This window comes from Nonomuraea sp. 3-1Str (assembly GCF_031570565.1).
Taxonomy (GTDB): Bacteria; Actinomycetota; Actinomycetes; order Streptosporangiales; family Streptosporangiaceae; genus Nonomuraea.
Genome location: NZ_JALHBK010000025.1, coordinates 110493 through 132554 on the forward strand (window position 1 = coordinate 110493; position 22062 = coordinate 132554).

26 protein-coding genes are annotated in these 22062 nt (G+C 72.5%); 13 read left to right on the forward strand and 13 right to left on the reverse strand.

Going from position 1 to position 22062, the window contains the following annotated elements:
• Positions 1-20: 20 nt before the first annotated feature.
• Positions 21-1019: a hypothetical protein gene (locus MTP10_RS31500; RefSeq protein ID WP_310713867.1), complete on the reverse strand. Its 999-nt coding sequence runs from the start codon at positions 1017-1019 to the stop codon at positions 21-23.
• A gap of 194 nt (positions 1020-1213) precedes the next feature.
• Between MTP10_RS31500 and MTP10_RS31505 the strand changes: the two genes are divergently transcribed.
• Both MTP10_RS31505 and argG read left to right on the forward strand, forming a co-directional pair.
• Positions 1214-1792 (forward strand): thioredoxin domain-containing protein, encoded by a 579-nt coding sequence (locus tag MTP10_RS31505; RefSeq protein ID WP_310713869.1) that lies wholly within the window; start codon positions 1214-1216, stop codon positions 1790-1792.
• Between the two features lie 54 nt (positions 1793-1846).
• On the forward strand, positions 1847-3295 hold the full coding sequence (argG, locus tag MTP10_RS31510; protein WP_310713873.1) for an argininosuccinate synthase: 1449 nt from the start codon (positions 1847-1849) through the stop codon (positions 3293-3295).
• 11 nt (positions 3296-3306) lie between these two features.
• Here the strand turns inward: argG and MTP10_RS31515 are convergent, their stop codons facing one another.
• Both MTP10_RS31515 and MTP10_RS31520 read right to left on the reverse strand, forming a co-directional pair.
• On the reverse strand, positions 3307-3891 hold the full coding sequence (locus MTP10_RS31515; RefSeq protein ID WP_310713875.1) for a class I SAM-dependent methyltransferase: 585 nt from the start codon (positions 3889-3891) through the stop codon (positions 3307-3309).
• 23 nt (positions 3892-3914) lie between these two features.
• Complete coding sequence (locus MTP10_RS31520) at positions 3915-4328, reverse strand: tautomerase family protein (protein ID WP_310713877.1); 414 nt, start codon at positions 4326-4328, stop codon at positions 3915-3917.
• Positions 4329-4345: 17 nt separating this feature from the next.
• On the opposite strand from MTP10_RS31520, the gene MTP10_RS31525 reads away from it, so the two are divergent.
• Positions 4346-4579: a hypothetical protein gene (locus tag MTP10_RS31525; RefSeq protein WP_310713878.1), complete on the forward strand. Its 234-nt coding sequence runs from the start codon at positions 4346-4348 to the stop codon at positions 4577-4579.
• Positions 4580-4810: 231 nt separating this feature from the next.
• On the forward strand, positions 4811-5797 hold the full coding sequence (locus tag MTP10_RS31530; protein ID WP_310713880.1) for an aldo/keto reductase: 987 nt from the start codon (positions 4811-4813) through the stop codon (positions 5795-5797).
• Between the two features lie 72 nt (positions 5798-5869).
• Here the strand turns inward: MTP10_RS31530 and MTP10_RS31535 are convergent, their stop codons facing one another.
• Positions 5870-6760: a helix-turn-helix domain-containing protein gene (locus MTP10_RS31535; protein WP_310713881.1), complete on the reverse strand. Its 891-nt coding sequence runs from the start codon at positions 6758-6760 to the stop codon at positions 5870-5872.
• 294 nt (positions 6761-7054) lie between these two features.
• Between MTP10_RS31535 and MTP10_RS31540 the strand changes: the two genes are divergently transcribed.
• Positions 7055-8287, forward strand: a complete 1233-nt coding sequence (locus MTP10_RS31540) for an FAD-dependent monooxygenase (RefSeq protein ID WP_310713883.1) — start codon at positions 7055-7057, stop codon at positions 8285-8287.
• Positions 8288-8662: 375 nt separating this feature from the next.
• Positions 8663-9412: an SDR family oxidoreductase gene (locus MTP10_RS31545; protein WP_310713885.1), complete on the forward strand. Its 750-nt coding sequence runs from the start codon at positions 8663-8665 to the stop codon at positions 9410-9412.
• Positions 9413-9490: 78 nt separating this feature from the next.
• Here the strand turns inward: MTP10_RS31545 and MTP10_RS31550 are convergent, their stop codons facing one another.
• From MTP10_RS31550 to MTP10_RS31565, 4 genes are all read right to left on the reverse strand, one after another.
• Positions 9491-10180 carry a nuclear transport factor 2 family protein gene (locus MTP10_RS31550; RefSeq protein ID WP_310713887.1) on the reverse strand — a complete coding sequence of 230 codons (690 nt, stop codon included), beginning with the start codon at positions 10178-10180 and terminating at the stop codon, positions 9491-9493.
• Between the two features lie 11 nt (positions 10181-10191).
• Entirely contained in the window at positions 10192-11091 is a 900-nt protein-coding gene (locus MTP10_RS31555) for an RNA polymerase sigma-70 factor (protein ID WP_310713889.1), read from the reverse strand.
• A gap of 98 nt (positions 11092-11189) precedes the next feature.
• On the reverse strand, positions 11190-11612 hold the full coding sequence (locus MTP10_RS31560; RefSeq protein WP_310713890.1) for a cupin domain-containing protein: 423 nt from the start codon (positions 11610-11612) through the stop codon (positions 11190-11192).
• A 28-nt stretch (positions 11613-11640) separates the two neighbouring features.
• Positions 11641-12396, reverse strand: a complete 756-nt coding sequence (locus tag MTP10_RS31565) for an SDR family oxidoreductase (protein WP_310713891.1) — start codon at positions 12394-12396, stop codon at positions 11641-11643.
• Between the two features lie 194 nt (positions 12397-12590).
• On the opposite strand from MTP10_RS31565, the gene MTP10_RS31570 reads away from it, so the two are divergent.
• Positions 12591-13778, forward strand: coding sequence for a low temperature requirement protein A (locus tag MTP10_RS31570; protein ID WP_310713893.1), 1188 nt, complete (start codon positions 12591-12593; stop codon positions 13776-13778).
• 33 nt (positions 13779-13811) lie between these two features.
• On the opposite strand, the gene MTP10_RS31575 is transcribed toward MTP10_RS31570, so the two are convergent.
• On the reverse strand, positions 13812-14411 hold the full coding sequence (locus tag MTP10_RS31575; protein WP_310713894.1) for a CGNR zinc finger domain-containing protein: 600 nt from the start codon (positions 14409-14411) through the stop codon (positions 13812-13814).
• 32 nt (positions 14412-14443) lie between these two features.
• Here MTP10_RS31575 and MTP10_RS31580 point away from each other — a divergent pair, with 32 nt between their 5' ends.
• Together MTP10_RS31580 and MTP10_RS31585 are read left to right on the forward strand one after the other, a co-directional pair.
• Complete coding sequence (locus MTP10_RS31580; RefSeq protein ID WP_310713897.1) at positions 14444-15310, forward strand: SCO6745 family protein; 867 nt, start codon at positions 14444-14446, stop codon at positions 15308-15310.
• Positions 15307-15957, forward strand: coding sequence for a GNAT family N-acetyltransferase (locus tag MTP10_RS31585; protein ID WP_310713898.1), 651 nt, complete (start codon positions 15307-15309; stop codon positions 15955-15957). Before MTP10_RS31580 ends, MTP10_RS31585 begins: the two co-directional genes overlap by 4 nt.
• On the opposite strand, the gene MTP10_RS31590 is transcribed toward MTP10_RS31585, so the two are convergent.
• Positions 15862-16788 (reverse strand): NAD-dependent epimerase/dehydratase family protein, encoded by a 927-nt coding sequence (locus MTP10_RS31590; protein ID WP_310713900.1) that lies wholly within the window; start codon positions 16786-16788, stop codon positions 15862-15864. The two genes, MTP10_RS31585 and MTP10_RS31590, sit on opposite strands and share 96 nt — an antisense overlap.
• 67 nt (positions 16789-16855) lie before the next feature.
• Between MTP10_RS31590 and MTP10_RS31595 the strand changes: the two genes are divergently transcribed.
• The 4 genes from MTP10_RS31595 to MTP10_RS31610 all read left to right on the forward strand — a co-directional run bounded on the left by MTP10_RS31595 (position 16856) and on the right by MTP10_RS31610 (position 19859).
• A complete protein-coding gene (locus MTP10_RS31595) occupies positions 16856-17461 on the forward strand; it encodes a TetR/AcrR family transcriptional regulator (protein WP_310713902.1) in 606 nt (201 codons plus the stop codon).
• 172 nt (positions 17462-17633) lie between these two features.
• Positions 17634-18251, forward strand: coding sequence for a dihydrofolate reductase family protein (locus MTP10_RS31600; protein ID WP_310713903.1), 618 nt, complete (start codon positions 17634-17636; stop codon positions 18249-18251).
• 52 nt (positions 18252-18303) lie between these two features.
• Entirely contained in the window at positions 18304-18627 is a 324-nt protein-coding gene (locus MTP10_RS31605) for a YciI family protein (RefSeq protein WP_310713905.1), read from the forward strand.
• Positions 18624-19859, forward strand: coding sequence for a DUF6596 domain-containing protein (locus tag MTP10_RS31610; protein ID WP_310713906.1), 1236 nt, complete (start codon positions 18624-18626; stop codon positions 19857-19859). Before MTP10_RS31605 ends, MTP10_RS31610 begins: the two co-directional genes overlap by 4 nt.
• A 168-nt stretch (positions 19860-20027) precedes the next feature.
• Here the strand turns inward: MTP10_RS31610 and MTP10_RS31615 are convergent, their stop codons facing one another.
• From MTP10_RS31615 to MTP10_RS31625, 3 genes are all read right to left on the reverse strand, one after another.
• The gene (locus MTP10_RS31615; protein WP_310713908.1) at positions 20028-20963 is read right to left on the reverse strand and encodes an NADP-dependent oxidoreductase; all 936 of its coding nucleotides are present in this window, start codon (positions 20961-20963) and stop codon (positions 20028-20030) included.
• 98 nt (positions 20964-21061) lie between these two features.
• Positions 21062-21661, reverse strand: a complete 600-nt coding sequence (locus MTP10_RS31620) for a TetR family transcriptional regulator (protein WP_310713928.1) — start codon at positions 21659-21661, stop codon at positions 21062-21064.
• Positions 21661-22047, reverse strand: coding sequence for an aldo/keto reductase (locus MTP10_RS31625; RefSeq protein WP_310713930.1), 387 nt, complete (start codon positions 22045-22047; stop codon positions 21661-21663). Before MTP10_RS31625 ends, MTP10_RS31620 begins: the two co-directional genes overlap by 1 nt.
• Positions 22048-22062: the final 15 nt, after the last annotated feature.

Below are 22062 nucleotides of genomic sequence, written 5' to 3' on the forward strand. Positions count from 1 at the left end.
CTGTTGCCGAGTGGGGTGGCTCACACTGCCGAGCGCCACGAACCGGCCGGGGCGGCGAGCATCATGCGCGGATGCAGCGCCGCCGCGCGCCGCCGCGGGATGCCGCCGGCGAGGGCGGCGCTGGTGAGGGCGGCGCTGAGCCAGGCGGAGTCGACGGGTTCGTCGTCGTCCCGGCGAAGCAGCGGCCCCGCTCCGGACCGTCCCGGGTACAGCTCGCGCAGCAGCCGGCACGCCAGCGGAGGCAGCGGGAAGGCGGCGAGGTCGTCGCGTCCGGCGCGCACCACGACGACCGCCGCCCGCTCGCCCCCGTCGCCCCCCTCGACGCCGGCCACGGTGCGAAGGTCCTGCGCGGTCACCCCGGCCAGCGCCTCCACGGGCGCGCCCGTCGCGTCCAGCAGGGCCACCGCGGCCGCCTCGGCCGCGCGGCCCTCGCCGGCCAGCCGCTCGATCCCACGGCGCAGCAGCCGCCGCTCGTCACGGGTGAGCGCCGCCGCCCCGTCCCCGCCCCGGCCCTCGGCCGTCCTGGCTCCCGGGGGGCCGCCGGCCCGCGTCGCGCCGCATCGCCAGGCGAAGACGTAGAAGGACGTCAGGACGGCGCGTTTCCTGGCCACCGTCGCGTCCGCCAGGGACCTGCCCGGCCCGGCCTCGCCTCCGGGCAGGCGGCCGTCGAGCGCCGCGTCGCAGTAACGGTCCACCTGCGGCCCGGTGACGGCGAGCAGGTCGGCGTCCGGCTCGGCGACGCGCAGCCAGCGCAGGAACGAGGCCATCTCCCGCAGGCGGACGCGGCGCGTGCCGGGGGAGGACCCGGCCTCCAGCCAGCCCGCCACGGTACGCCGGTCGGACGGGTCCAGCGTGTCCAGCAGGGCGACGTCGGCATGGCTCACCTCGCCGCCGTCACCGGGCCGGCGGCGCGGCCGTAATCCGGCGATCTGCCCGATGCTGGGAGCCCCGGCCACGGGGTCGGTCGTCGTCCGGAGCTCTTCAAGATCGCGGCGGCCCAGGTCGGGGAGACCAGTCATGATGTTGATCTTCTCATGGGGCGGCGACCGTCGTGGTCCGGCGACCGGCTTCTTCCGGCACGCCGTACATAGCCGGTTCGTCGCTGCCTTTTTGGCCGTTCTTGGCGGAGCCTTCGAGGGCGGGGGGTACGAAGGCTCCACCTCAACGTTCCAGAAAGAGGCCAGAAAGAGGCCAGAAGGGAAACGCGAAACGCATGAGCACACCAGCGCACGTGACCAGGGCGCCCAACCATGTGCCGGCCGGGGTCTCCGAGAGCGGGGACGGGATCGTCGTCGGCGACGGCCCGGTCAGGGTGGACGCCTACATCGACTTCCTGTGCCCGTTCTGCCGGATGTTCGAGCAGGCGTCGGGGCCGGTCCTCAGCGACCTGGTGGCCGACCACGCGATCAGGCTGGTCTACCACCCGATGGGGTTCCTGGACGGATTGTCCACCAACCGCTACTCCTCCCGCGCGTCCGCCTCCTCCGGCTGCGCCTCCGACGGCGGCAGGTTCGTGCCGTACGCCGCCGCGCTCTTCGCCCACCAGCCTCCCGAGGGAGGTCCGGGGCTCACCGACGACGAGCTGGTCGAGCTCGGCGGCACGGTGGGGCTCGACATCCAGTCGTTCGGCGCGTGCGTGCACTCGGGCGCCTACCTGGACTGGACCGCGTACGTGACGGCCGAGGCCATCCGGCGCGGGGTGAGCGGAACGCCGACCGTCCTGGTGGAGGGCGTCGCCGTACCGGCCAATCCCCGCACGATCACCGTCGCGGTGGCGGCCGCCATGCCGTGATCCGGCGAGCGCTGCTTTGCATGGCCATGCATTGGTGTGTATATACTTCTGCTCGTGTCCAAGGTACTCACCTCCCTGCCTGTCGGTGAACGTGTCGGCATCGCCTTCTCCGGCGGCCTCGACACGTCGGTAGCGGTCGCGTGGATGCGCGAGAACGGTGCAGTGCCCTGCACCTACACCGCCGACATCGGCCAGTACGACGAGCCCGACATCGCCTCGGTGCCCGGTCGCGCCACCGCCTACGGGGCCGAGATCGCCCGGCTGGTCGACTGCCGCGCGGCCCTCGTCGAAGAGGGGCTCGCGGCGCTGGCCTGCGGGGCCTTCCACATCCGCTCCGGCGGCCGCACCTACTTCAACACCACCCCGCTCGGGCGGGCCGTCACCGGCACCCTGCTGGTACGCGCGATGCTCGAGGACGACGTGTTGATCTGGGGCGACGGCTCCACCTTCAAGGGCAACGACATCGAGCGGTTCTACCGTTACGGCCTGCTCGCCAACCCCTCCCTGCGGATCTACAAGCCGTGGCTGGACGCCGACTTCGTCAGCGAGCTGGGCGGCCGCAAGGAGATGTCCGAGTGGCTGCTCGCCCGCGCCCTGCCGTACCGGGACAGCACGGAGAAGGCCTACTCCACCGACGCCAACATCTGGGGCGCGACCCACGAGGCCAAGGCGCTCGAGCACCTCGACGCGGGCATCGAGATCGTCGAGCCGATCATGGGCGTGCGGTTCTGGGACCCCGAGGTCGAGATCGCCGCCGAGGACGTGACGATCGGCTTCGAGCAGGGCCGGCCGGTGACGATCAACGGCAAGGAGTTCTCCTCCGCCGTCGACCTGGTGCTGGAGGCCAACGCCATCGGCGGCCGGCACGGCATGGGCATGTCCGACCAGATCGAGAACCGGATCATCGAGGCCAAGAGCCGCGGCATCTACGAGGCGCCGGGCATGGCCCTGCTGCACGCGGCGTACGAGCGGCTGGTCAACGCGATCCACAATGAGGACACCCTCGCCAGCTACCACATCGAGGGCCGGCGGCTGGGCCGGCTGATGTACGAGGGCCGCTGGCTGGACCCGCAGGCGCTGATGGTGCGCGAGTCACTGCAGCGCTGGGTCGGGACGGCGATCACCGGCGAGGTGACGCTGCGGCTGCGCCGCGGCGAGGACTACTCCGTCCTGGACACCTCCGGCCCGGCGTTCAGCTACCACCCGGACAAGCTGTCCATGGAGCGGACCGAGGACTCCGCCTTCGGGCCGGTCGACCGCATCGGCCAGCTCACCATGCGCAACCTCGACATCGCCGACTCGCGCGCCAAGCTGGAGCAGTACGCCAGGCTCGGCATGGTCGGCAGCCCGCAGACGACGCTGATCGGCACCCCGCCGGCGGCCACGACCGGGCTGATCGGCGCGATGCCCGAGGGCGGGGCCGAGGCGATCGCCTCCCGCGGGGAGGTCCCCGAGGACGACGAGCTGCTCGACCACGCCGCGATGGAGTCCGGGACGGACTGACCCGCACCCGGTCAGCGTCGGAGCGCGACCAGCTCGCCCTTGCCGACGTTGATCGTGGTGACGGTCACGTGCGGCTGCCGCAGGAGGAGGTCGTGCAGCGGGGCGATCTCCTCGGGGTGGGACAGGGCGTTGTCGGCCACGAGCACGCCGCCCTGGCGCAGCACCCGGTAGGGGTGCGGCCACCAGGAGGCGTACTCGGTGCGTTCGGCGTCGAGGAAGAGCAGGTCCACCGCGCCGTCCGGCATGCGGGCGAGCGCGGTGCCGCCGTCCTCGACACGGAAGTCGACGTGGTCGGCCAGCCCCGCGTCGGTCACCGTGCGGCGGGCGTGCCCCTGGGCGTCGGCGTCGGTGTCGAGACTGAGGACGTGCCCGCCGACCGCTCGGGCGGCGTCGGCCAGCCACAACGTCGACACGCCGCGCGACGTGCCGACCTCCACGATGATCCTGGCCCCGGTGCTCTGGGCCAGGAACCACAGGAACTCCCCGGCGTCGGGCTCCAGCACCCGCCACCGCTCCAGCCGGTCCTGCCGGGTGGCGTCGTGCCGGGCGGCGGCCTCGTTCAGCTCGGCGATCGTCTTTCGCAGCGTGACATCCATGGGCTGGATTCTGCCCCGCCTCTCTACGAGATGCCGCCACCGCGGAGATCGGCCCGCGCGTACTGGGCCACGCCGTCGCCGAAGGACCAGTCGATCGACTCGTTCTCGGTGATCTTGACCAGGACGTTCCGCGGCTCGGTGCCCGCGTATTCCTCGGCCAGCTCGGCGATCCTGCGGTAGAGGGCCTGCTTCTGCTCCGCGGTGCGGCCGGAGCGCATGGTGACGGCGACGAACACGACGTCGTCGTCCCGGTGTACGCCGAGGTACTCGGCGCCGTAGCGGATCATGCTCCGCGTGCCGTCGTGGCCGGTCAGTACCTGGAACAGGTCGTCCGCGGGGATGCCGATGGCCTCGACCAGGGCGTCGTGCACGGCCCGGCCCAGGGCCTCCAGTCGCTTGTCGTCGGCCCGGATCGCGTCAATGCGTACGAAGGGCATGTTCGTCCTCTCCAGTGGTGTGGTCAGTGGCGGGCGTGCCCGGCGAGCAGGCCGAGCGCGCCGTCGATGGCCTGCGCGTACACCTCGGCGTCGCCCGCGGCGCGGGCCACGGGGTAGCCGCCCTGCAGGACCGCCGCGAGCGCGGTGGCGGTGTCCCCGGGCCGTCGAGCACCGTCTCGGCCCGGGTGCGCAACTCCTCGGCGCTGCGACTGATCGCGGCCAGCGCAAGGTCGGGCTTGTCGCGGAAGTAGTGGTACATGCTGCCCTGGCCGGCTCCGGACCGCTGCTGGACGGCCTGGGGAGGCGCCCACGTAGCCGCGCTCCCACAGCAGTTCGCGGGTGCTCTCGATGAGCCGTTCTCTCGTGTCCACGATCGCCATCGTACATACTAATAGGTACAGAAGCGAGCGGGCGTTTGCCTTCGAGCGCGCTCCAACCCCTAGCGTCATGGGCACACGGTTCCGAGCCCTGGAGGCAGCAACATGATCGACGTCCCCACCCGGCACCTGGGCGAACTGGCGGTCCCCGCGCAGGGCCTGGGATGCATGGGCATGAGTCACGGCTACGGCGCCGCGGACGACGCGCAGTCGATCGCGACGCTGCGCCACGCCCTCGACCTCGGGGTGACCTTCCTGGACACCTCCGACTTCTACGGCGTCGGCCACAACGAGCAGCTGATCGGACGGGCCATCGCGGGGCGCCGGGACGAGGTGGTGCTGGCCACGAAGTTCGGCTTCGCCAACCGCCTGGGCGAGCCCACCCGGATCCGCGGCGACGCCGCCTACGTGCGGCAGGCGTGCGAGGCGTCGCTGCGCCGGCTCGGGGTCGACCACATCGACCTCTACTACCAGCACCGGGTCGACCCGGAGGTGCCGATCGAGGAGACCGTCGGGACCATGGCGGAGCTGGTAGCGGCCGGGAAGGTCCGCCACCTCGGGCTGTCCGAGGCCGGCGCGAGCACCATCCGGCGGGCGCACGCGGTGCACCCGATCGCCGCGCTGCAGAGCGAGTGGTCGCTGTGGACGCGCGACCTGGAGGCGGAGATCGTCCCGGTCTGCCGCGAGCTCGGCATCGGCCTGGTCCCGTTCTCGCCACTCGGACGCGGCTTCCTGACCGGCCGGTACAGCTCGGTCGAGGGGCTGGCGGAGACCGACGTGCGGCGCAGCCAGCCGCGGTTCGCCGACGGCAACCTCGAACGCAACCTGGCGATCGTCGCGAAGCTGAACGAGCTGGCCGCGCCGAAGGGAGTCACCGCCGGCCAGCTCGCCCTGGCGTGGGTGCAGCACCGGGGCGACGACGTGGTGCCGATCCCCGGCACCCGGCGGCAGCGGTACCTGGAGGAGAACCTCGCGGCCCTGGACATCGAGTTGTCGGCCGGGGACCTCGCCGCCATCGAGGCCGCCGCCCCGCCCGAGCAGGTCGCGGGCACCCGCTACGACGCGACGAGCCTCACCTTCGTCAACGGCTGAGCCCGCCGCGCCGCTCCACCCCGGACCTGGCCCGCGCAGGTGGCCGCGGCGACGTTCACGGCGGTGGCCGTCTCACCTCCGGCCGGTGACCGAGCCGGACAGATCCCCGGAGACGTGAGGCTCGGCGGGTGCTCCGCGGCTGGGCCATGCGATGTCGTCAACGGCGAGAAACGGCTCGCCGGCCACCGTCGCGGGGGTCGCCCCGGTGAACGCCATGACGTCGCGATGCAGGTGGGACTGATCGGCGTAGCCGGAGTCGGCCGCGACCCGGGCCGCGCCTTCACCCGCGACCAGGCGGTGGGCGGCATGGTCGAAGCGGACCAGCTTCACCGCGCGCTTGGGCGGCAGGCCGAGCTGCGAGCGGAACCGGGACCACAGCCGCTTGCGGCTCCAGCCGATCTCGGCCGCGAGTCCGTCGACCCGGGCCAGGCCACGGCTGCCGACGATCCGGTTCCAGGCCCAGGCCACCTCCGGGTCCACCGGCGGCCCCGCCGCGTACCGGCGGGCGAGCAGCGCGTCCGTCAACGCGAAGCGATCCTGCCACGACGAGACATCGCCCAGCCGCTCGCGGATCCGTGACGCCTCCCGGCCCCACAGGTCGCCCAGGGACACGAGAGCGCCGTCGAGGTCGGCGGGGGAGGCGCCCAGGACCGCGCGGGCGATCACCGGGGACAGGCGCACCTGCAAGCACTCGACGTTCTCGCCGCGCGCCCAGACCGCGCCGCCGGATCCGATCCCGGGCCCGGCGACGATGCTTCCCCGCTGCTGCCGCCCGGTGGCATCGTCCACGACGGGCGAACCGGCGCCGAAGTCCAGAAGCAGCGTCACGGCCGGGTGCGGGACCATCCGGAGCGCGTCCAGGTCGTGGACACGGAACCCGGCCATGGTGACCCCGGCGACCCGGCTGGGCCGCCGCGGGCACGCGACGCCCCACACAGCCGTACCGTGCATGAACGTCCGCACCGTCTCATGCTAGTGGTAGGTCGCTTGAACAGCCCGATGGCTACCGCCCAGCCCCTTGCCCGGCTCCCGCTTGAGCCGCTGAACGGTCTCGCCCAGGTCCCCGCGCACGAGTTCCGCGTTCCAGTACGCCCTCGACCGGATCGCCGAACGAGCGGGTGGAGGGAACATTCGTCCAATCCACCGGCGGGTACCGGCGGCGACAGTGGGCTCACGACTGTTTCCGACGGCGGTCCGTACGTGAACGGCGGCGTGCGCCACGCCGTACGGGCGGACTGAACGACAAGGAGGGATGCCATGCGGATTCTCATCTCCGGCGCCAGCGTCGCCGGTCCGGTGCTGGCGTACTGGCTCACCAGGTACGGCTTCTCCGTCACCGTCGTCGAGCGCGCGCCGGCTCTGCGCAGGACCGGCGGCCACGCGGTCGACCTGTTCCGGCCCGCGATGAACATCTCGGAGAAGATGGGGGTGCTCCCGCGCGTGGAGGAGCGGGCCACCGGAGCGAACCGGATGACCGTCCACCGGGAGGGCGCTCGGCGTCCCGTCCGGGTGGACCTCTCCAAGATCTTCAGCGCCACCTCCGACCGGCACGTCGAGATCATGCGCGACGACCTGAGCGAGATCTTCTACGACGCCGCGCGCGACGACGTCGAGTACGTCTTCGGCGACTCGATCACCGCGATCTCTCCCGATGGCGAGGTGCGGTTCGAGAACTGCGCGCCGCGCCGTTTCGACCTCGTCGTCGGCGCGGACGGGCTGCACTCCAACGTGCGCCGCCTCGTCTTCGGCGAGGAGTCCCGCTTCAGCGCCTTCGTCGGGGCCTACCTCGGGGTGCTGACCCTGCCCAACGCCTCCGGCCTCGACGGCGAGCTCCTCATGCACGTCGGCGTCGGCCGCACCGCCGGCATGTACGGCGCGCGGCACCTCGGCGACGCGCGGGCGTTGTTCCTGTTCCGGAGCGAGCGCGAGCTCGGCCACCACCACCGCGACGTGCCCCGGCAGAAAGAGCTGCTGCGCGGTGCGTTCGGCGGCATGCACCCTGAGGTGGACCGCTGGCTGGACGAGCTCGACCGCACCCCGGCGTTCTACTTCGACTCGATCACCCAGCTGCGCATGGACACCTGGTCGCGGGGGCGGGTGACGCTCGTCGGCGACGCGGGATACTGCCCCGGCCCGGCCGTGGGCGGCAGCACCAGCCTGGCGGTCGTCGGGGCGTACGTCCTGGCGGGGGAGCTGGCGCGGGCGGGCGGTGACCACGAGCGGGCCTTCCCCGCCTACGGGCGCGCGATGGCGGAGTACGTGCGCGGCAGCCGCGCCGCCGCGCTGAGCGCGGCGAAGACCCTGATCCCCAGGTCCCGCCTCGGCGTGCAGGGACTGGCCCAGGGCGCCCGCCTGATCTCCGCCCTGCCGGCGGGGCCCAGCCGCGCCCTCCTCCGCCTCACCACCAGGAGCGCACGTCTCCACAACGCCATGACCGTCGACGACTACCCACCCTTGCCCACCGCATCAGGAGGCCGGGCCAGGGACTGATGGCGGGAGCTGTACCCGTGACTTCCTGTTCAGCGGGAGCGGAGCGTCGGGATGAGCGCGGCGACGGCGTACACGAGATCCGCCGCATCGTGGCGGCTTCCAGCCCTTCCGCGTCGGCGACCCGGACGGCCGTCCGGGTGATCTGCTCGCGGCTGTAGCCGGGGCGCCGTCCCGGTCCGGAACGCTCCTGCCGCTCCGGCCGCGTCCAGATGCTCATCGGTTCCTGGTCGGCCATGCGCACCTCTTCCCTCATTTGCGTACATCGTACCTGAATGACTATGGTCATTTTCGAGTACGCAGTACGCGAAACAGCGCACCCCTGTTCAGTCCGCCGCGACCTTTCACGATCGCCGGCGGGCACCGAAAGGCATGATCATGATGAGATTGACCGGAAAGACGGCGCTGGTGACCGGCGCGAGCCGGGGGATCGGCCGCGCGATCGCCACCCGGCTGGCCCGCGAAGGCGCTCGCGTCGCCGTGCACTACGGCAGCAACCACGCGGCCGCCGAGGACACCGTCGCCGCCGTCGAAGCAGCCGGCGGACGGGCCTTCGCCGTCCAGGCCGAGCTGGGCGCGCCGGGCGACGCCGAAGCCCTGTGGGCCGGCTTCGACGCCCACGCCGACGGGCTGGACGTCCTGGTCAACAACGCGGGCGTCCTCGGCGGCCAGAGCGAGATCGACGGTGTCACCCGGGAGGGCTTCCAGCGCCTGTTCGCGGTCAACACCGCGGCCCCGTTCTTCATCACCCAGCTCGCCCTGCCGCGGCTGCGCGACGGCGGGCGGATCGTCACCGTGGGCACGATGCTGACCCGGGGCGCGGCCATGCCCCGGGCGATCGACTACGCCATGTCCAAGGCCGCGCTCGACGTCCTGACCACCGCCCTGGCCAAGCAGCTCGGGCCACGCGGCATCACGGTCAACCTCGTGGCCCCCGGCGTCATCGACACCGACATGCACCAAGGACGCCTGGTCGGCGAGGCCCTGGCCTGGCTGTCGTCGCAGACGCCCCTCGGGCGGCTGGGCACGCCCGAGGACGTGGCCGACACCGTCGCCTTCCTGGCCTCCGACGACAGCCGCTACATCACCGGACACCGGCTGGACGTCTCAGGCGGGACGACGATGTAGCCTCCGCTGCCGCGCATCGGCTCCCGGCGGCGCCGTCGGGCTCCATGAGCATGTCGCCCGACCCCAGCCGCGCGCTGGTCACCGGTGGTGCCAGCTGTGCAGCTTGTCGGGGTTCAGCACGATCCACACGGCGGTGACCTCGGTACCGTCGACGCTCACGCTGACCGCCCCCACCGCCCGGCCGTCCCGGCGCAGCACCAGACCCGTCCGGCCGTTCACGGACTCGACGGCCACGGCGGGCCCCGGGCGGCCGGCCAGCAGGGCCGTGACGAAGCGGGCGACCGCGGCCGCGCCGTGGGTCGGGTGCGCGGCGGCGCGCACCCGGCCGCCGCCATCGCTCACCGCCACCGCGTCGGCGGCCAGCACCGCCTTCAGCGCGCCTGCGTCTCCCGCGCCGCACGCCGCGGCGAAACGGCGCACGACGCGGTCGTGGCTCTCCACCATGGCGGGGTCGCGTGGTGCCGGGCCGGCGACAGGATCGGGCCGGCGAACGGGGGCGCCGGTCACGGGCGGCGCCGCCGAGCGGGATTCCGGGACGCCGGAGGCGAGCGAGCTCAGGCAGATGCCCTGCGCCACCCGGGTCAGCCAGGCACGCGGCACCGCTATGCCGGCGCGTTCGTCGTCGCCGAGGGCGTACCAGCGGCGGTAGGTCTCGCGGACGACGCGGTCGGCCATGGCGGCGGAGCCCGACATCCGCCCCGCGACGTCCAGCAGGTGCTGCCGTTCCTCCAGCATCTCCACCAGGGAGACGGCGCCCGGGTCGGTCATGGCCGGCCGCCTCAGCGGGTACTGATCTTGGCGGGGTTCATCATCCACAGCACCTGGTCGATGCCCTCGCCGGAGGCGTTGACCGTCAGCACCGTGAACACCTGGCCGTCGCGGCTCAGCACGGCGGCCGACTGGCCGTTCACGCTGCCCCACTCCACCTCGACCCCGGCCCAGAAGCGGTCCGCGAACGCTCTGACGTACTTGGCCACGCGAAGCCCGCCCACGACGGGGATGCGAGAGGCCCGGACGGCGCCGCCGCCGTCGGAGTAGCTGATCGCGTCCGCCGCGAGGAGCTCCTCCAGCGTGGCGAGGTCGCCGGAACGGGCGGCGGCGACGAAGGCGGTGAGCAGCCTGCGCTGCTCGGCCCCGGTCACCGGCGCGCGGCGCCCGGAGAGCAGGTGCTTGCGGGCCCTGCTGACGAGCTGCCGGGTTGCCACCTCGCTGACCTGGATGATGTCGGCGATCTGCCGATAGGGGTAGTCGAACGCCTCGCGCAGCACGTACGCCGCCCGTTCGGTCGGCGTGAGCCGCTCCAGCAGCAGCAGGACCGCGAAGCCGAGGGCTTCACCGCGCTCGGCGCCGAGGTACGGGTCGGCGCTGGTGTCGACCGGCTCGGGCAGCCACGGGCCGATGTACGTCTCGCGGCGGACCCGGGCCGACTGCAGAGCGTTGATGGCCAGCCGCGTGGTCACCGTGGCCAGGAACGCCGCCGGGTCGGCCACGGTGTCGCGGTCGCACGTCTGCCAGCGCAGCCAGACCTCCTGGACCAGGTCCTCGGCCTCGGTGGAGCTGCTCAGCATCCGGTACGCGATCCCGAACAGGCGCGGCCGCACGCCGGCGAAGACGCCTGCGGCCTGGTCGAGGCCGCCCGGCTCACCGGAGTGGTTCCTCGCCGGTCCGGTGTCCCCCATGATGATCACCCCTGTCCGCCGGATGGACCTGCCCAGCCTTTCACGTGCCCGTCCGGCGGTCTCGACGCCACCGGCGGCGCGGCCTGCGTCGCCGCGGGTCAGGACGGGCCAGGGGCGCGGCGCTCGCGACGCTGCGCGAGCTCTTCGTCGCCGACCAGGGTGAGCATCGGCATGCCGGGCTCGCACAGCATCGTGACGGTGAAACGGAGCGGGACGTCGTCGCGGTTGTTGCCGTCCTGGTAGTGGATGACGTCGCCACCCGGCTCCCAGAACGCCTCGCCGGCGCGTACGACCCTCTCCGGCCGGCCTTCTATCTCCAGCAGCATCTCGCCTTCCACCACGTAGCCGAACGCCGGGCCGGAGTGCCGGTGCGGCGGCGTGCCGGGGTCACCGGGCGGGAACTCGACGACCACGGTCATCGCGTGCGCTCCCGCCGGGATGAACGGCGGCTCGGCCTCCTGCAGCACGGTGAGCGCCGTCTGCCACGCGGTCGATCGGGACGTGGGCTCGGAGCCGGACATGATGTGCCTCCTTGAGGAATCTGACGCGTCAGCCGCCGGCCGGGGTCCGGCCCAGCCAGTCGGCGTACGTGATCTCGCCGAGAACGGCGCCGTCGCCCGGCACCAGGGTCCGCTCGGTCAGCTCGGCCCCGAAGTAACGCGCGTGCGGGTCGGTGACCACCTCACGCGGATCGCCCATGGCGGCCAGGGCGTCGCGGAAGAACTCGTCCATCCGGAACCGCTGCGGCCCGGCGATCTCGACCCTGCCGTTCAACGGCGTCCCCACCGCGATCCTGCCGACCTGCCGGGCGACGTCGTCGCCCGCGATGGGCTGGAAGAGCACCGACGCGATCCGCACCGTGTCACCGTCCGCGGCGGTGTCGGCGATGCTCCGGACGAACTCGAAGAACTGCGTCGCGTGCACGAGCGAGAACGGGATCGACGACTTCTCGATCAGCCGCTCCTGAGCGATCTTCGCCCGGAAGTAGCCGATCTCGGGGTGCCGCTCGGTTCCCACGACCGACAGCGCGACATGATGCCCGACACCCGCCGCCGCCTCGGCGGCGAGCAGGTTGCCCGTGGAGGTCTCGAAGAACTCCATCACCGCGCGGTCCTCGAAGGACGGGGAGTTGGACACGTCGATCACCACGGAGGCGCCGGTCAGGGCCTCGGCCAGTCCTTCGCCGGTGAGGGTGTTGACGCCGGTGCCGGGCGCCGCGGCCACCGCCTCGTGGCCGTGCTCGCCGAGCCTCGTCACGAGCTTCGACCCGATCAGGCCGGTGCCGCCGATCACCACGATCTTCATGAGAAGCCTTCCTGTACGCCGGGGCCTCGATTGCCGTCCGGTCACCAGCTAAGACCAGACAGCACTCCGGCCTGTGACAGCTTCGATGAAAGGTCTTATAAAGTCGCTGATCCCGGCACCGAGGTGTCACAGACCGGGATGCTGCGCTGTCTTGCCGGCTGAACGGACTGCCATGGACAGACAGGAGCAAGACCGTGCCACCAGCGATCCGGGTGCGGATGAGCGCACGGGCGATCGACGAGCCCCACCGCGCCTCAAGCCCGCTGGAGCTGCTGTTCGACCTCACCTTCGTGGTGGCGGTCGCCGCCGCCACCGCCCAGCTGGCCCATGACGTCGCCGACGGTCACGGCCTGGCCCGGCTGGTGCTGTTCCTGCAGGTGTTCTTCGCGATCTGGTGGGCGTGGATGAACTTCACCTGGTTCGCCTCGTCGTACGACACCGACGACGTCCCCTACCGGCTGCTGACGATGGTGCAGATGGGCGGCGTGCTCGTCCTGGCCGCCGGGGTGCCGGCCGCGGCCGTGCACTCCGACTTCCGCGCCGTCACGATCGGTTACCTGATCATGAGGATCGCGCTGGTCGCCCAATGGGTGCGGGCCGGGGTCGAGGATGCGGCCGGCCGCCGTACCGCGCTGCGGTACGCCGTGGGGATCACCGTCATGCAGGCGGGCTGGGTACTGCGCCTGGTCCTGGCCGAGACGGGTGCGTTGCCGTCGCCGGCCGCGCTGCCGTTCTTCGCCGCGCTGGTCGTCCTGGAGCTCGCGGTGCCGCTCTGGGCGGAACGGACCAGACCGACCACCTGGCATCCGCACCACATCGCCGAGCGCTACGGCCTGTTCACGATCATCCTGCTCGGCGAGAGCGTCCTCGCCGCGACGCGAGGTGTCGAAGGGGCGCTCGAAGCGGCCCGTACGAGCACTCCCCTCGTCGTCATGGCCGTGTCCGGGCTCGTCCTGCTGTTCGCGCTCTGGTGGCTGTACTTCCTCACCCCGGCCGGCGAGGGTCTCGGCGACCGCCGCCATCGGTCCTACCTGTGGGGGTACGGCCACTACGGTCTCTTCGCGGCCCTGGCCGCCCTCGGCGCCGGACTCGAGGTCGCGGCCGAGCAGACGGGGCACGACGTCAAGGCGTCCCCCCTCGCCATCTGCTACGCCGTCGCGATCCCGACCGCGGTGTTCCTCGTCCTGCTGGGGGTGGTCCACGCTCCCATCGCGGCCAAGCCGGTGCCCCGTCCCGTCGTGGCCCTGGGCTGCGCCGTCGTCATCCTGCTCCTGCCGCTGGCGGCGTCGCAGGCGGGGGTGTCCGCCGTGGTCGCGGCGATCGCGGCAGCCTGCGTCGTGCTGACCGTCCTCAGTGTCGGCGCGGGACGCGGCGGCGAGTAGGGGGAGGGGCGGGCGTCATGCCAGGCGCCCGTGTCAGGGCGTACGGCCCGCCCTCCTGGCCCGGTAGGCGCTGGCTTTGGCGCGGTTCTGGCACGACAGGTCGCAGAAGCGGCGTGAGGCGTTGCGTGTGGTGTCGAAGAACACCAGCGAGCATGTGCCGGCCTGGCAGGCGCCGAGCCGGGCCGACTGACCCACGCCGATGACCATGGCCAGTGCCGTGCCCATGTCCGCGGCCCACGCGTCGACGAGCGTCGCGTCAGCCGGGTGGAAGGCGAGCACGGGCGGCTGATCGGGGTGGCCGTGCAGGTTGGGCACGGCCCGGTGCCGGATCAGGAGGTCGTTGAGCCGTGTGGCGGCGCCGTGGATGCCGTCGTCCGCGCCGAACGCCGGGCGCAGCTCCGCGGCGACCTCCGCCAGCCCGTCGGCGTCGGCGCCGGTGAGCGTGGCGGAAGCGGGCAGCCGGGTGGTGAGCGCGGCGAGCCGTTCCGCGCCCGATCGCGGCGGGGAGACGGCCCGGCCGTGCGCCGTGGTGACGGCCAGACAGTTCACCAGGAGGACCGCGAGCTCCACCCACCTGCCGACATAACTGTCTATTTCGAGTTGACCAGTGATGCGCCATGGATCTATCGTCACCGTCATAGCGTATATAGACAGTGAGGACTTTGATGACGTCCAGATCGCTCGCGCGCCACATGTGGCATCAGATCGAGCCGGTGCACGCGACGCTCTACTTCAGCCCCCAGGCGTTCGAGGAGGCGGCGGAGCTCGGCTACGACGTCGGATCGCGCTGGCCGAGCTACTTCGCCTGGCGTACGGCCCCGATGGGCGCCGCCGGCCCGGGACTGGTGGCCGCCACCTTCTACAGCTTCAGCCCCTCGATGATCGCCGAGTACGTCCCCGCCGTCTGGGCCGTCGCGACACCGCGGCAGGTGCTCGACGCCCGGCGGCGGGCGGTGGACCGCACGCTCCGCGCGCTGTACGCGGAGGCGGGCGCGCTGGAGGAGGCGGCCGAACTGGCGGTCAAGGCGGCGCGGAGCGCCGAGCTCGCTCACCGGCCGCTGGCCGCGGCCAACCTCGACCTGCCCTGGCCGGACGGGCCGCACCTGGCCCTGTGGCAGGCGTACACGGTGCTGCGCGAGCACCGCGGCGACGGGCACCTGACCGCCCTGCGCGCCGCCGGCCTGGACGCCTGCGAGGCGCTGGTCTCCTTCGCCTCCGTCGGGGCCGCCCCGGACGCCGGCTTCGCCGGACGGGGCTGGAGCGCCGAGGAGTGGGCCGCCGCGCGGGAACGGCTGGCGGCCCGCGGCCTCGTCGACGCGGACGGCACGGCCACCCCGGCCGGGCACGCCCTGCGCGACCAGGTGGAGCGGCTCACCGACGAGCTGGCCGCCGGACCGTGGCAGGTGCTCGGCGAGGCGGCAGCCGAGCGCCTGGCCGAGCTCAACCGTCCCCTGCTGGGTGCCGTGTTCGAGGCGGGTCTGCTGCCGATGACGAGCACCCTGGGCATCGGCAAGGTGCGGGTGCCCGCGTGAACCTCGAACGCCTCACCGGCCAGGACGCGCTCGCCCGTGCCGCCCACCTGGTGCGGATCTACCGGTCCGCGTTCGGTGAGCCGCCCTGGTGCGAGGACGGGCGCGCCGCCGACGCCTTCGCCGAGCGGCTGACCACGGATGTCCGCCGCCCGGGGTTCACGGCGGTACTGGCGCACGACCACGGCGAGCCCGCGGGTTTCGGGACGGCATGGCGCACCCGGAGCCCCTTCCCTGTGGGCCGCTCCTACGACCTCGTCCGCGCCGCGCTCGGCGACGCGGTGGAGACCCGCCTGGTGGGAGCGCTGGAGGTGGACGAGCTGGCGGTGAGCCCGCACGCGCGCGGTCAGGGCCTGGCCGGACGCATCCTCGACCTGCTGCGCGACGGCGACGACGCCTGCTGGCTGCTCACCGCTCCGCGAGCGGTCGACGCGATCAGGCTCTACGAGCGGCTCGGCTGGCGGCGCCTGACCGCCCCCGAGGCCGGCATCGTGGTGTTCGCAACCACGGGATCCGCCGGCGCCGGCTGCCGCGAAGCCGCCGGGCCGACGCGTTCAAGCCGCGTGGTGCCGGTACCAGTCCAGGGTCGCGGCGACGCCCTCGGCGTGCGGGGTGACCTCGACCGGGCCGAACGCCTTCCGGAAGGCTGAGTCGTCGGCGACGAACGGCCGGTCGCGCTGGTACCAGGTCTCGCCGAGCTCGCGCACGACCGGGTTGAACAGTCCGATGAGGCGCTGTGCGCCCCGGCCGAGTCCGGCGACCTTCGGCTCGCCTCCCGCCGCGGCCTGTACGAGGTCGAGGAACTGGCGGCCGGTGACGGGCTCGGCGGCGGGCAGGTGCCAGGCGCGCCCGTCGGCCTCGGCGCGCTCGCCGAGGGTGACCAGTGCGGCGGCGATGTCGGGCAGGTAGGAGACGGTGTGCGGCTGGTCGAGGTCGCCGACCCAGCGGGCGGTCTTCCCGGCCAGGGCGGCGGCGAAGACGGTGGGCCCGATGGTGGTGTTGACGCCGCCGGGGCCGTAGTAGTCGGAGGCCCGCCCCAGCGTCGCGCGCACGCGTCCGGCCCGGTGGGCGTCGAGGATCAGCTGGTCCACCTCGGCGCGGGCCCGGCCCTTGGGGTAGGCGGCGGCGTACGGCAGGTCTTCGGTCATGGGGCCGTCGACGGGCCCGTAGACGTAAAGGTTGTCGGCCATGACCAGCTTCGCCCCGGCGGCCTCCACCCCGGTCAGGATCGTGCGGATGAGGCCGGGGAACTCCTCGGCCCAGCGCTCGTACTTCGGCTGGGCGCACTGGTAGACGACCGCGGCGTCCTGGCAGGCGGCGATGGCGCCCTCGGTGGTGGTGACATCGGCTCGCAGGTCGCCGGGGCCGCTGGCAGCGCTCCGGCTCACGGCGCGGACCTGGTGGCCGCGGGCGGTGAGCTCGGCCACGACGGCGGAGCCGATCGCGCCGGTGGCGCCGAGGACTACGTGCAGGTCAGACATGTGGTTGCTCCTGAGATCCATGTTCCAAAACGTTGTTATGTAACAACGTTATGGTATTCTCGTCGTTATGGCAAGACCCAGAAACCGCGATTACGCCGAGCTTCGCCGCGAACTCGTCGACGCCGGCGGCCGGCTCCTGGCCGCCGAGGGTCCGTCCGCGTTGACCACCCGCCGGGTGGCGCAGCAGGCGGGGGTGTCCACCACGGCCGTCTACAACCTGTTCGGCGACAAGGCCGGCCTGGTCCGCGAGATGTTCCTGGCCGGGTTCGAGCGTCTCGCCGCGGCCTTCGCCGCCGTTCCCCGCACCGGCGATCCCGTCGCCGACCTGCTCGCGCTCGGCCGCGCCTACCGCGCCAGCGCCCTGGCCAACCCGCACCTGTACGAGCTCATGTTCGGGCGGCCGGTCCCGGAGTTCCAGCCCGACGCCGAGACCGCCGCGCTCATCCAGCCGACCTTCGACACCCTGGTCGCCGCGGTCGCCCGCTGCGTGGACGAGGGCGCCTTCGCGCCCGCCGAGCCGCACGACCTCGCCGTCAGGCTCAACGCCCTCGCGCACGGGATGTGCGGCCTCGAACTGCGTGGCGCCCTCGGCGACGCCGCGCAGGCGAGCCGCCACTGGGACGCCGCCTTCGGCGCGATGGTGCGGGGGATGGCCGGGGATGATCCATCCTGAACGGTGGAGTGCTGTCGCCGTGAAACCGTCGTGCTGCCGGAACGCTGACGACCGGCGTCCCGGAAAGTTCCTCGAAGAAATCCGGGAGGCGGTGTCGGATCGGGGCGGTGGCGTTCGTAGCAGGGATGAGGCCGCCCGCAAGGGGTGGCGCCAAGGCAGAGGAACCGCGATCATGAAGCTGACGACCGTGACCCAGGTCACCATCGATGGAGTGATGCAGGGAAACGGCGGCGCGTCGGACGAGGACCGCAGGAACGGGTTCGAGCGCGGCGGATGGGCCCGGGGGGCGGGTGACGACGAGACCAGGACGTTCATCAACCAGACCTACCGGCGCGCCGATGCGTTCCTGTTCGGGCGGCGGACCTACGAGCTGTTCACCGGCTGGGGCTCCATGAGGGTCCAGGATGCCCCTGGCTGGGAGTCCGTCGTGGAATCGTTGAACACACGGCCCAAGTATGTCGCCTCGACCACGCTCACCGATCCGGAGTGGGCGGGCACGACCGTCCTGTCCGGGGACGTCGCGGCCGCCGTCAGGGAGCTGAAGGCCAAGCCGGGGGGTGAGTTGCAGGTGCACGGCAGCGGCATCCTGACCCGATGGCTGCTGGAGAACGATCTGGTCGACGAGATGATTCTGATCGTGATCCCGGTGATCGTCGGCCAGGGCGCGAGACTGTTCCCGGAGACCGGTCCGGATCTCGCGCTCGACCTGGTCGAGTCGCGCGCCGACTCCAAGGGCGTGACGATCCAGGTCTACCGGGCGGCCGGGCGCCCGCGATATGCGGGGGCCTGAAGTCCCTGCCACCGAGCCACTCTGTCCCGACACCACAGGAGATGATCTGTAGATGCGATACCTGGTTTCCGTGATCGACGACAAGAGCAACCCCGGCAGCACGGACAGGCAGCCTGCCATCAGCGCGTTCAACGAACGACTGATCGCCGAGGGCTACTGGGTCTTCGCGGGCGGACTCGCGGACACCGACGCGGCCACGGTCGTCGACAACCGGGGCGGGCAGGCGGTGTTCAGCGACGGGCCTTTCGTGGAGTCGAAGGAGTACCTCGCCGGCGTCTGGGTGTGGGAGGCCCCCGATCTGGATGTGGCGCTCAAGCTCGCCGCCGAGGCGTCGAAGGTCTGCGATCGGAAGATCGAGGTGCGGCCGTTCCAGTGAGCGACGTCGAGAAGGCGATCACCCGGGCCCACCACGACGAGTGGGCGCGGGTGGTGGCTGCCCTGACCAGGCGCTTCGGTGACCTCGGCATCGCCGAGGAGGCAGCGGCCGAGGCGTTCACGACCGCCGTCGAGCGGTGGCGGGCCGACGGCCTGCCACCCAACCCGGGCGCGTGGCTGACCACCACCGCCAACCGCAAGGCCATCGACCGGATCCGGCGCGAGAACAGACGCGATGACAAGCACAAGGAGGCTCAGATGCTGCACGACGACACCCCACCCGAGCCGCTGGGCGCCATCGACGACGACCGGCTCCGGCTGATCTTCACCTGCTGTCACCCGGCGCTGGCGGTGGAAGCGCGCGTGGCGTTGACGCTGCGCATGGTCGGCGGTCTGACCGTGCCCGAGATCGCCCGTGCCTTCCTGGTGCAGGGGACCACCATGGAGCAGCGCATCACCCGCGCGAAGGCCAAGATCAAGGCGGCTCGCATCCCCTACCGGATGCCGTCCGCCGACGATCTGCCGGCACGCGTCTCCGGCGTCCTGGCCGTCCTGTTCCTCATCTTCAACGAGGGCTACCTGGCCAGCGGCCCCGACACCGACCCCGTACGGCACGACCTGACCACCGAGGCGATCCGGCTCACCCGCCTGATCCGCGCGCTCCTGCCGCAGGACGGAGAGGTGGCCGGCCTGCTGGCGCTGATGCTGCTCACCGAGGCCCGCCGCACCGCCCGGGTCTCGGCCGGCGGCGAACTGGTCTCCCTCGACGAGCAGGACCGCGGAGCCTGGGACGCGGAGCTGATCGCCGAAGGTCATCGGCTGGTGCGCGAGCGCCTGGCCGCTGCCGCTGCCGGGATGGCTCCGGGCCGCTATCAGATCCTCGCCGCGATCAACGCGGTGCACACCTCCGCCCGCGACATCCGGGACACCGACTGGTCGCAGGTCCTCGCCCTCTACGACCAGCTCGTCCGCCTCGACCCCTCGCCGATCATCGCCCTCAACCGGGCCATCGCCGTGGCCGAGCTCGACGGGCCGGAGGTGGCACTGGCCATCGTCGACCGCCTTGCCGAGGCGTTGGCCGGCTATCACGCCTACCACGCCACCCGCGCCGACCTGCTGCGCCGGCTCGGCCGCAGCCAGCAGTCACGCGCGGCCTACGACCGGGCCATCGAGCTGGCCGGCAACACCGGCGAGACCGCCTACCTCACCCGCCGCCGCGCCCAGCTGCGGTAGCGCCCGCGTTCGATGGGAGCGTTTCGCATGGGGCGGCCGCGTGCGGTGTCTCACGGGTGCTCGCTGATGAAACAGCGCACGACTACATGGGGGAGCACCAAGGGCAGGCCCCGTGACGATGGGCTCCGATGTGGGGCTGCGACGGTGAGCAGGCGTGCCACATCACTGTCAGCCGAACCGCAGGACGAACCGCCCTCGAACGCCGCGCCGTTCGAGTGAGTGATGCGCGTCGGCGGCTCGGGAGGCGGGCAGTTCGCCGGCCACGCGGACGGTGAGCCGTCCATCGCCGGCGAGTTCGGCGAGCCGGTCGAGCTCGGCCGCTGCCTCGACGTAGTCGCGGACGAAGATCGGGGCGACGCGGACCCGGCCGGTCCCGTCGCCCTGGTAGCCGCGGACGGTGACGACGGTGCCGCCGTCCTTGACGGCCGGGAGCGCGGCGGCCTCCAGCGCGGCGGCGTCGAGGAGCCCGTCGACGCCGCCGGGGTGGTGGCGGCGGACCTGCGCGGCGAAATCGTCCCCCCGCGGCACGACCTCGCCGGCTCCGCAGTCGCGGACGAAGGTCTCGTCCTGCCGGGCGGCGTCGGCGACGACGACCAGCCCGGCCAGCTTGGCGAGCTGGACGAAGTATCCGCCGACGGTGCCGGCGGCGCCGGTGACGGCGACCGTCGCGCCGACCGGCAGCGCCAGCGTGTCGAGCGCGAGCCGCGCGGTGAGCCCGTTCATCGGGAGGGTGGCGGCCTGGACGTCCGAGAGCCCGGCCGGGATCTTCGCGACCGAGCGTGCCGGCACGACGAGGTCTGCCCGGTAGCCGCCGTGCTCGCCCGAGGGCACCACGATGGCCATGACGGCGTCCCCGATCGCGAACGCGCGGTCGACGGCGGGGCCGATCTCGGTGATCACGCCGGCTACCTCCATGCCCGGCACCCGCACCGCGTCCGCCTCGTCCTGCCGCGGACGTGAACGGATCATCGCGTCGGTCGGGTTCACGGTGGCGCTGGTGACCCGGATCCTGACCTGACCGGGACCGATCGGTTCGGCCGCCAGGTCGAGCTCGCCAAGAGCGTCCGGTCCGCCTGGCTGCGTCACTCCGATTGCCTGAACCATGGTCGTTCGTCACTCCTTGTTCGTTGCTGCGGGGTGGTGATGGGCAGGACTGACCGCGCCGCCGACATCAGCCGCGACGTGTGCTCAGCCCGATCCGGCTATGGCGACGTGGGGGTCCGAAGACCCTCGAGCAGCAGGCTGCACACCTCGTCGAGCTCCGTGCCGATGCCGGGGTTCTGCCATTCGGCGGCATGGGCGAGGTGATTGAACTTGGCGGTGGCGTGGAAGACCACGCGGGCGGTGGCCTCCGCGTCCTCGGCGCGAAAGCTGCCGTCGGCGGCGCCGTCGGCGATGATGGCCGCCAGCTGGCCCAAGAGGTCGGCGACGTGGTCAGTGGCGACGCTGCTGTGCGCGGCCGCGAGGATTCCATAGGCGGCGAACAGCTCCGGGTCCTCGCGAATCTTGGCCTGCTTCCCGGCCAGGACGGCGTGCAGCCAGGCACGCAGTCGCTGCGCCGGCGGGACCGCGCGGTCGGCGGCGATGACGGCGAGGGCATCGCGGTTGCGGTCGAGCCAGCGCCGGGTCACGGCCTCGCGCAGCGCCTGCTTGGAGGGGAAGTGCTTGTAGACGGCGGCGTGGCTGACTCCGAGTACCCGGGCGACGTCGACGACGGTCGCCTTGTCCGGTCCGTGGCGGCGCAGGATCTCCTCGGTGGCCGCCAGGATGGCGTTCGCGTCCAGCGGGGTTCGGGCGGGCATCAGCGCCTGCCGCCCGTTCGCTCGCTGTCCAGCAGCGAGAGCAGGGCGGGGGCGTAGCGTTCTCCCGCGACCGCCCCTCGGGGGACGGCCTGCTCGATCGCGTCCAGGTCGTCCTCGGTCAACCGCAGGCCGGCGGCGTCCACCGCCTCGGTGATGCGGTGCGGTCGCCTGGCCCCGACCAGCGCGACGATGTCGCGGTCCGCGCGCCCCTGCGCGAGCACCCACGCGATCGCGAGCTGTGCGACCGTGGCGCCGCGGAAGGTGGCGACCTCCCGCAGCCGTTCGACCAGCGCGAGGTTGGTCTCGATGTTGCCGGCGGCGAAGCGGGGCAGGTGCCCGCGATGCCGTGCGTCGCCGGCCGGCTGTCGCCACGTCCCGGTCAGCATTTCCCTGAGCGAGCA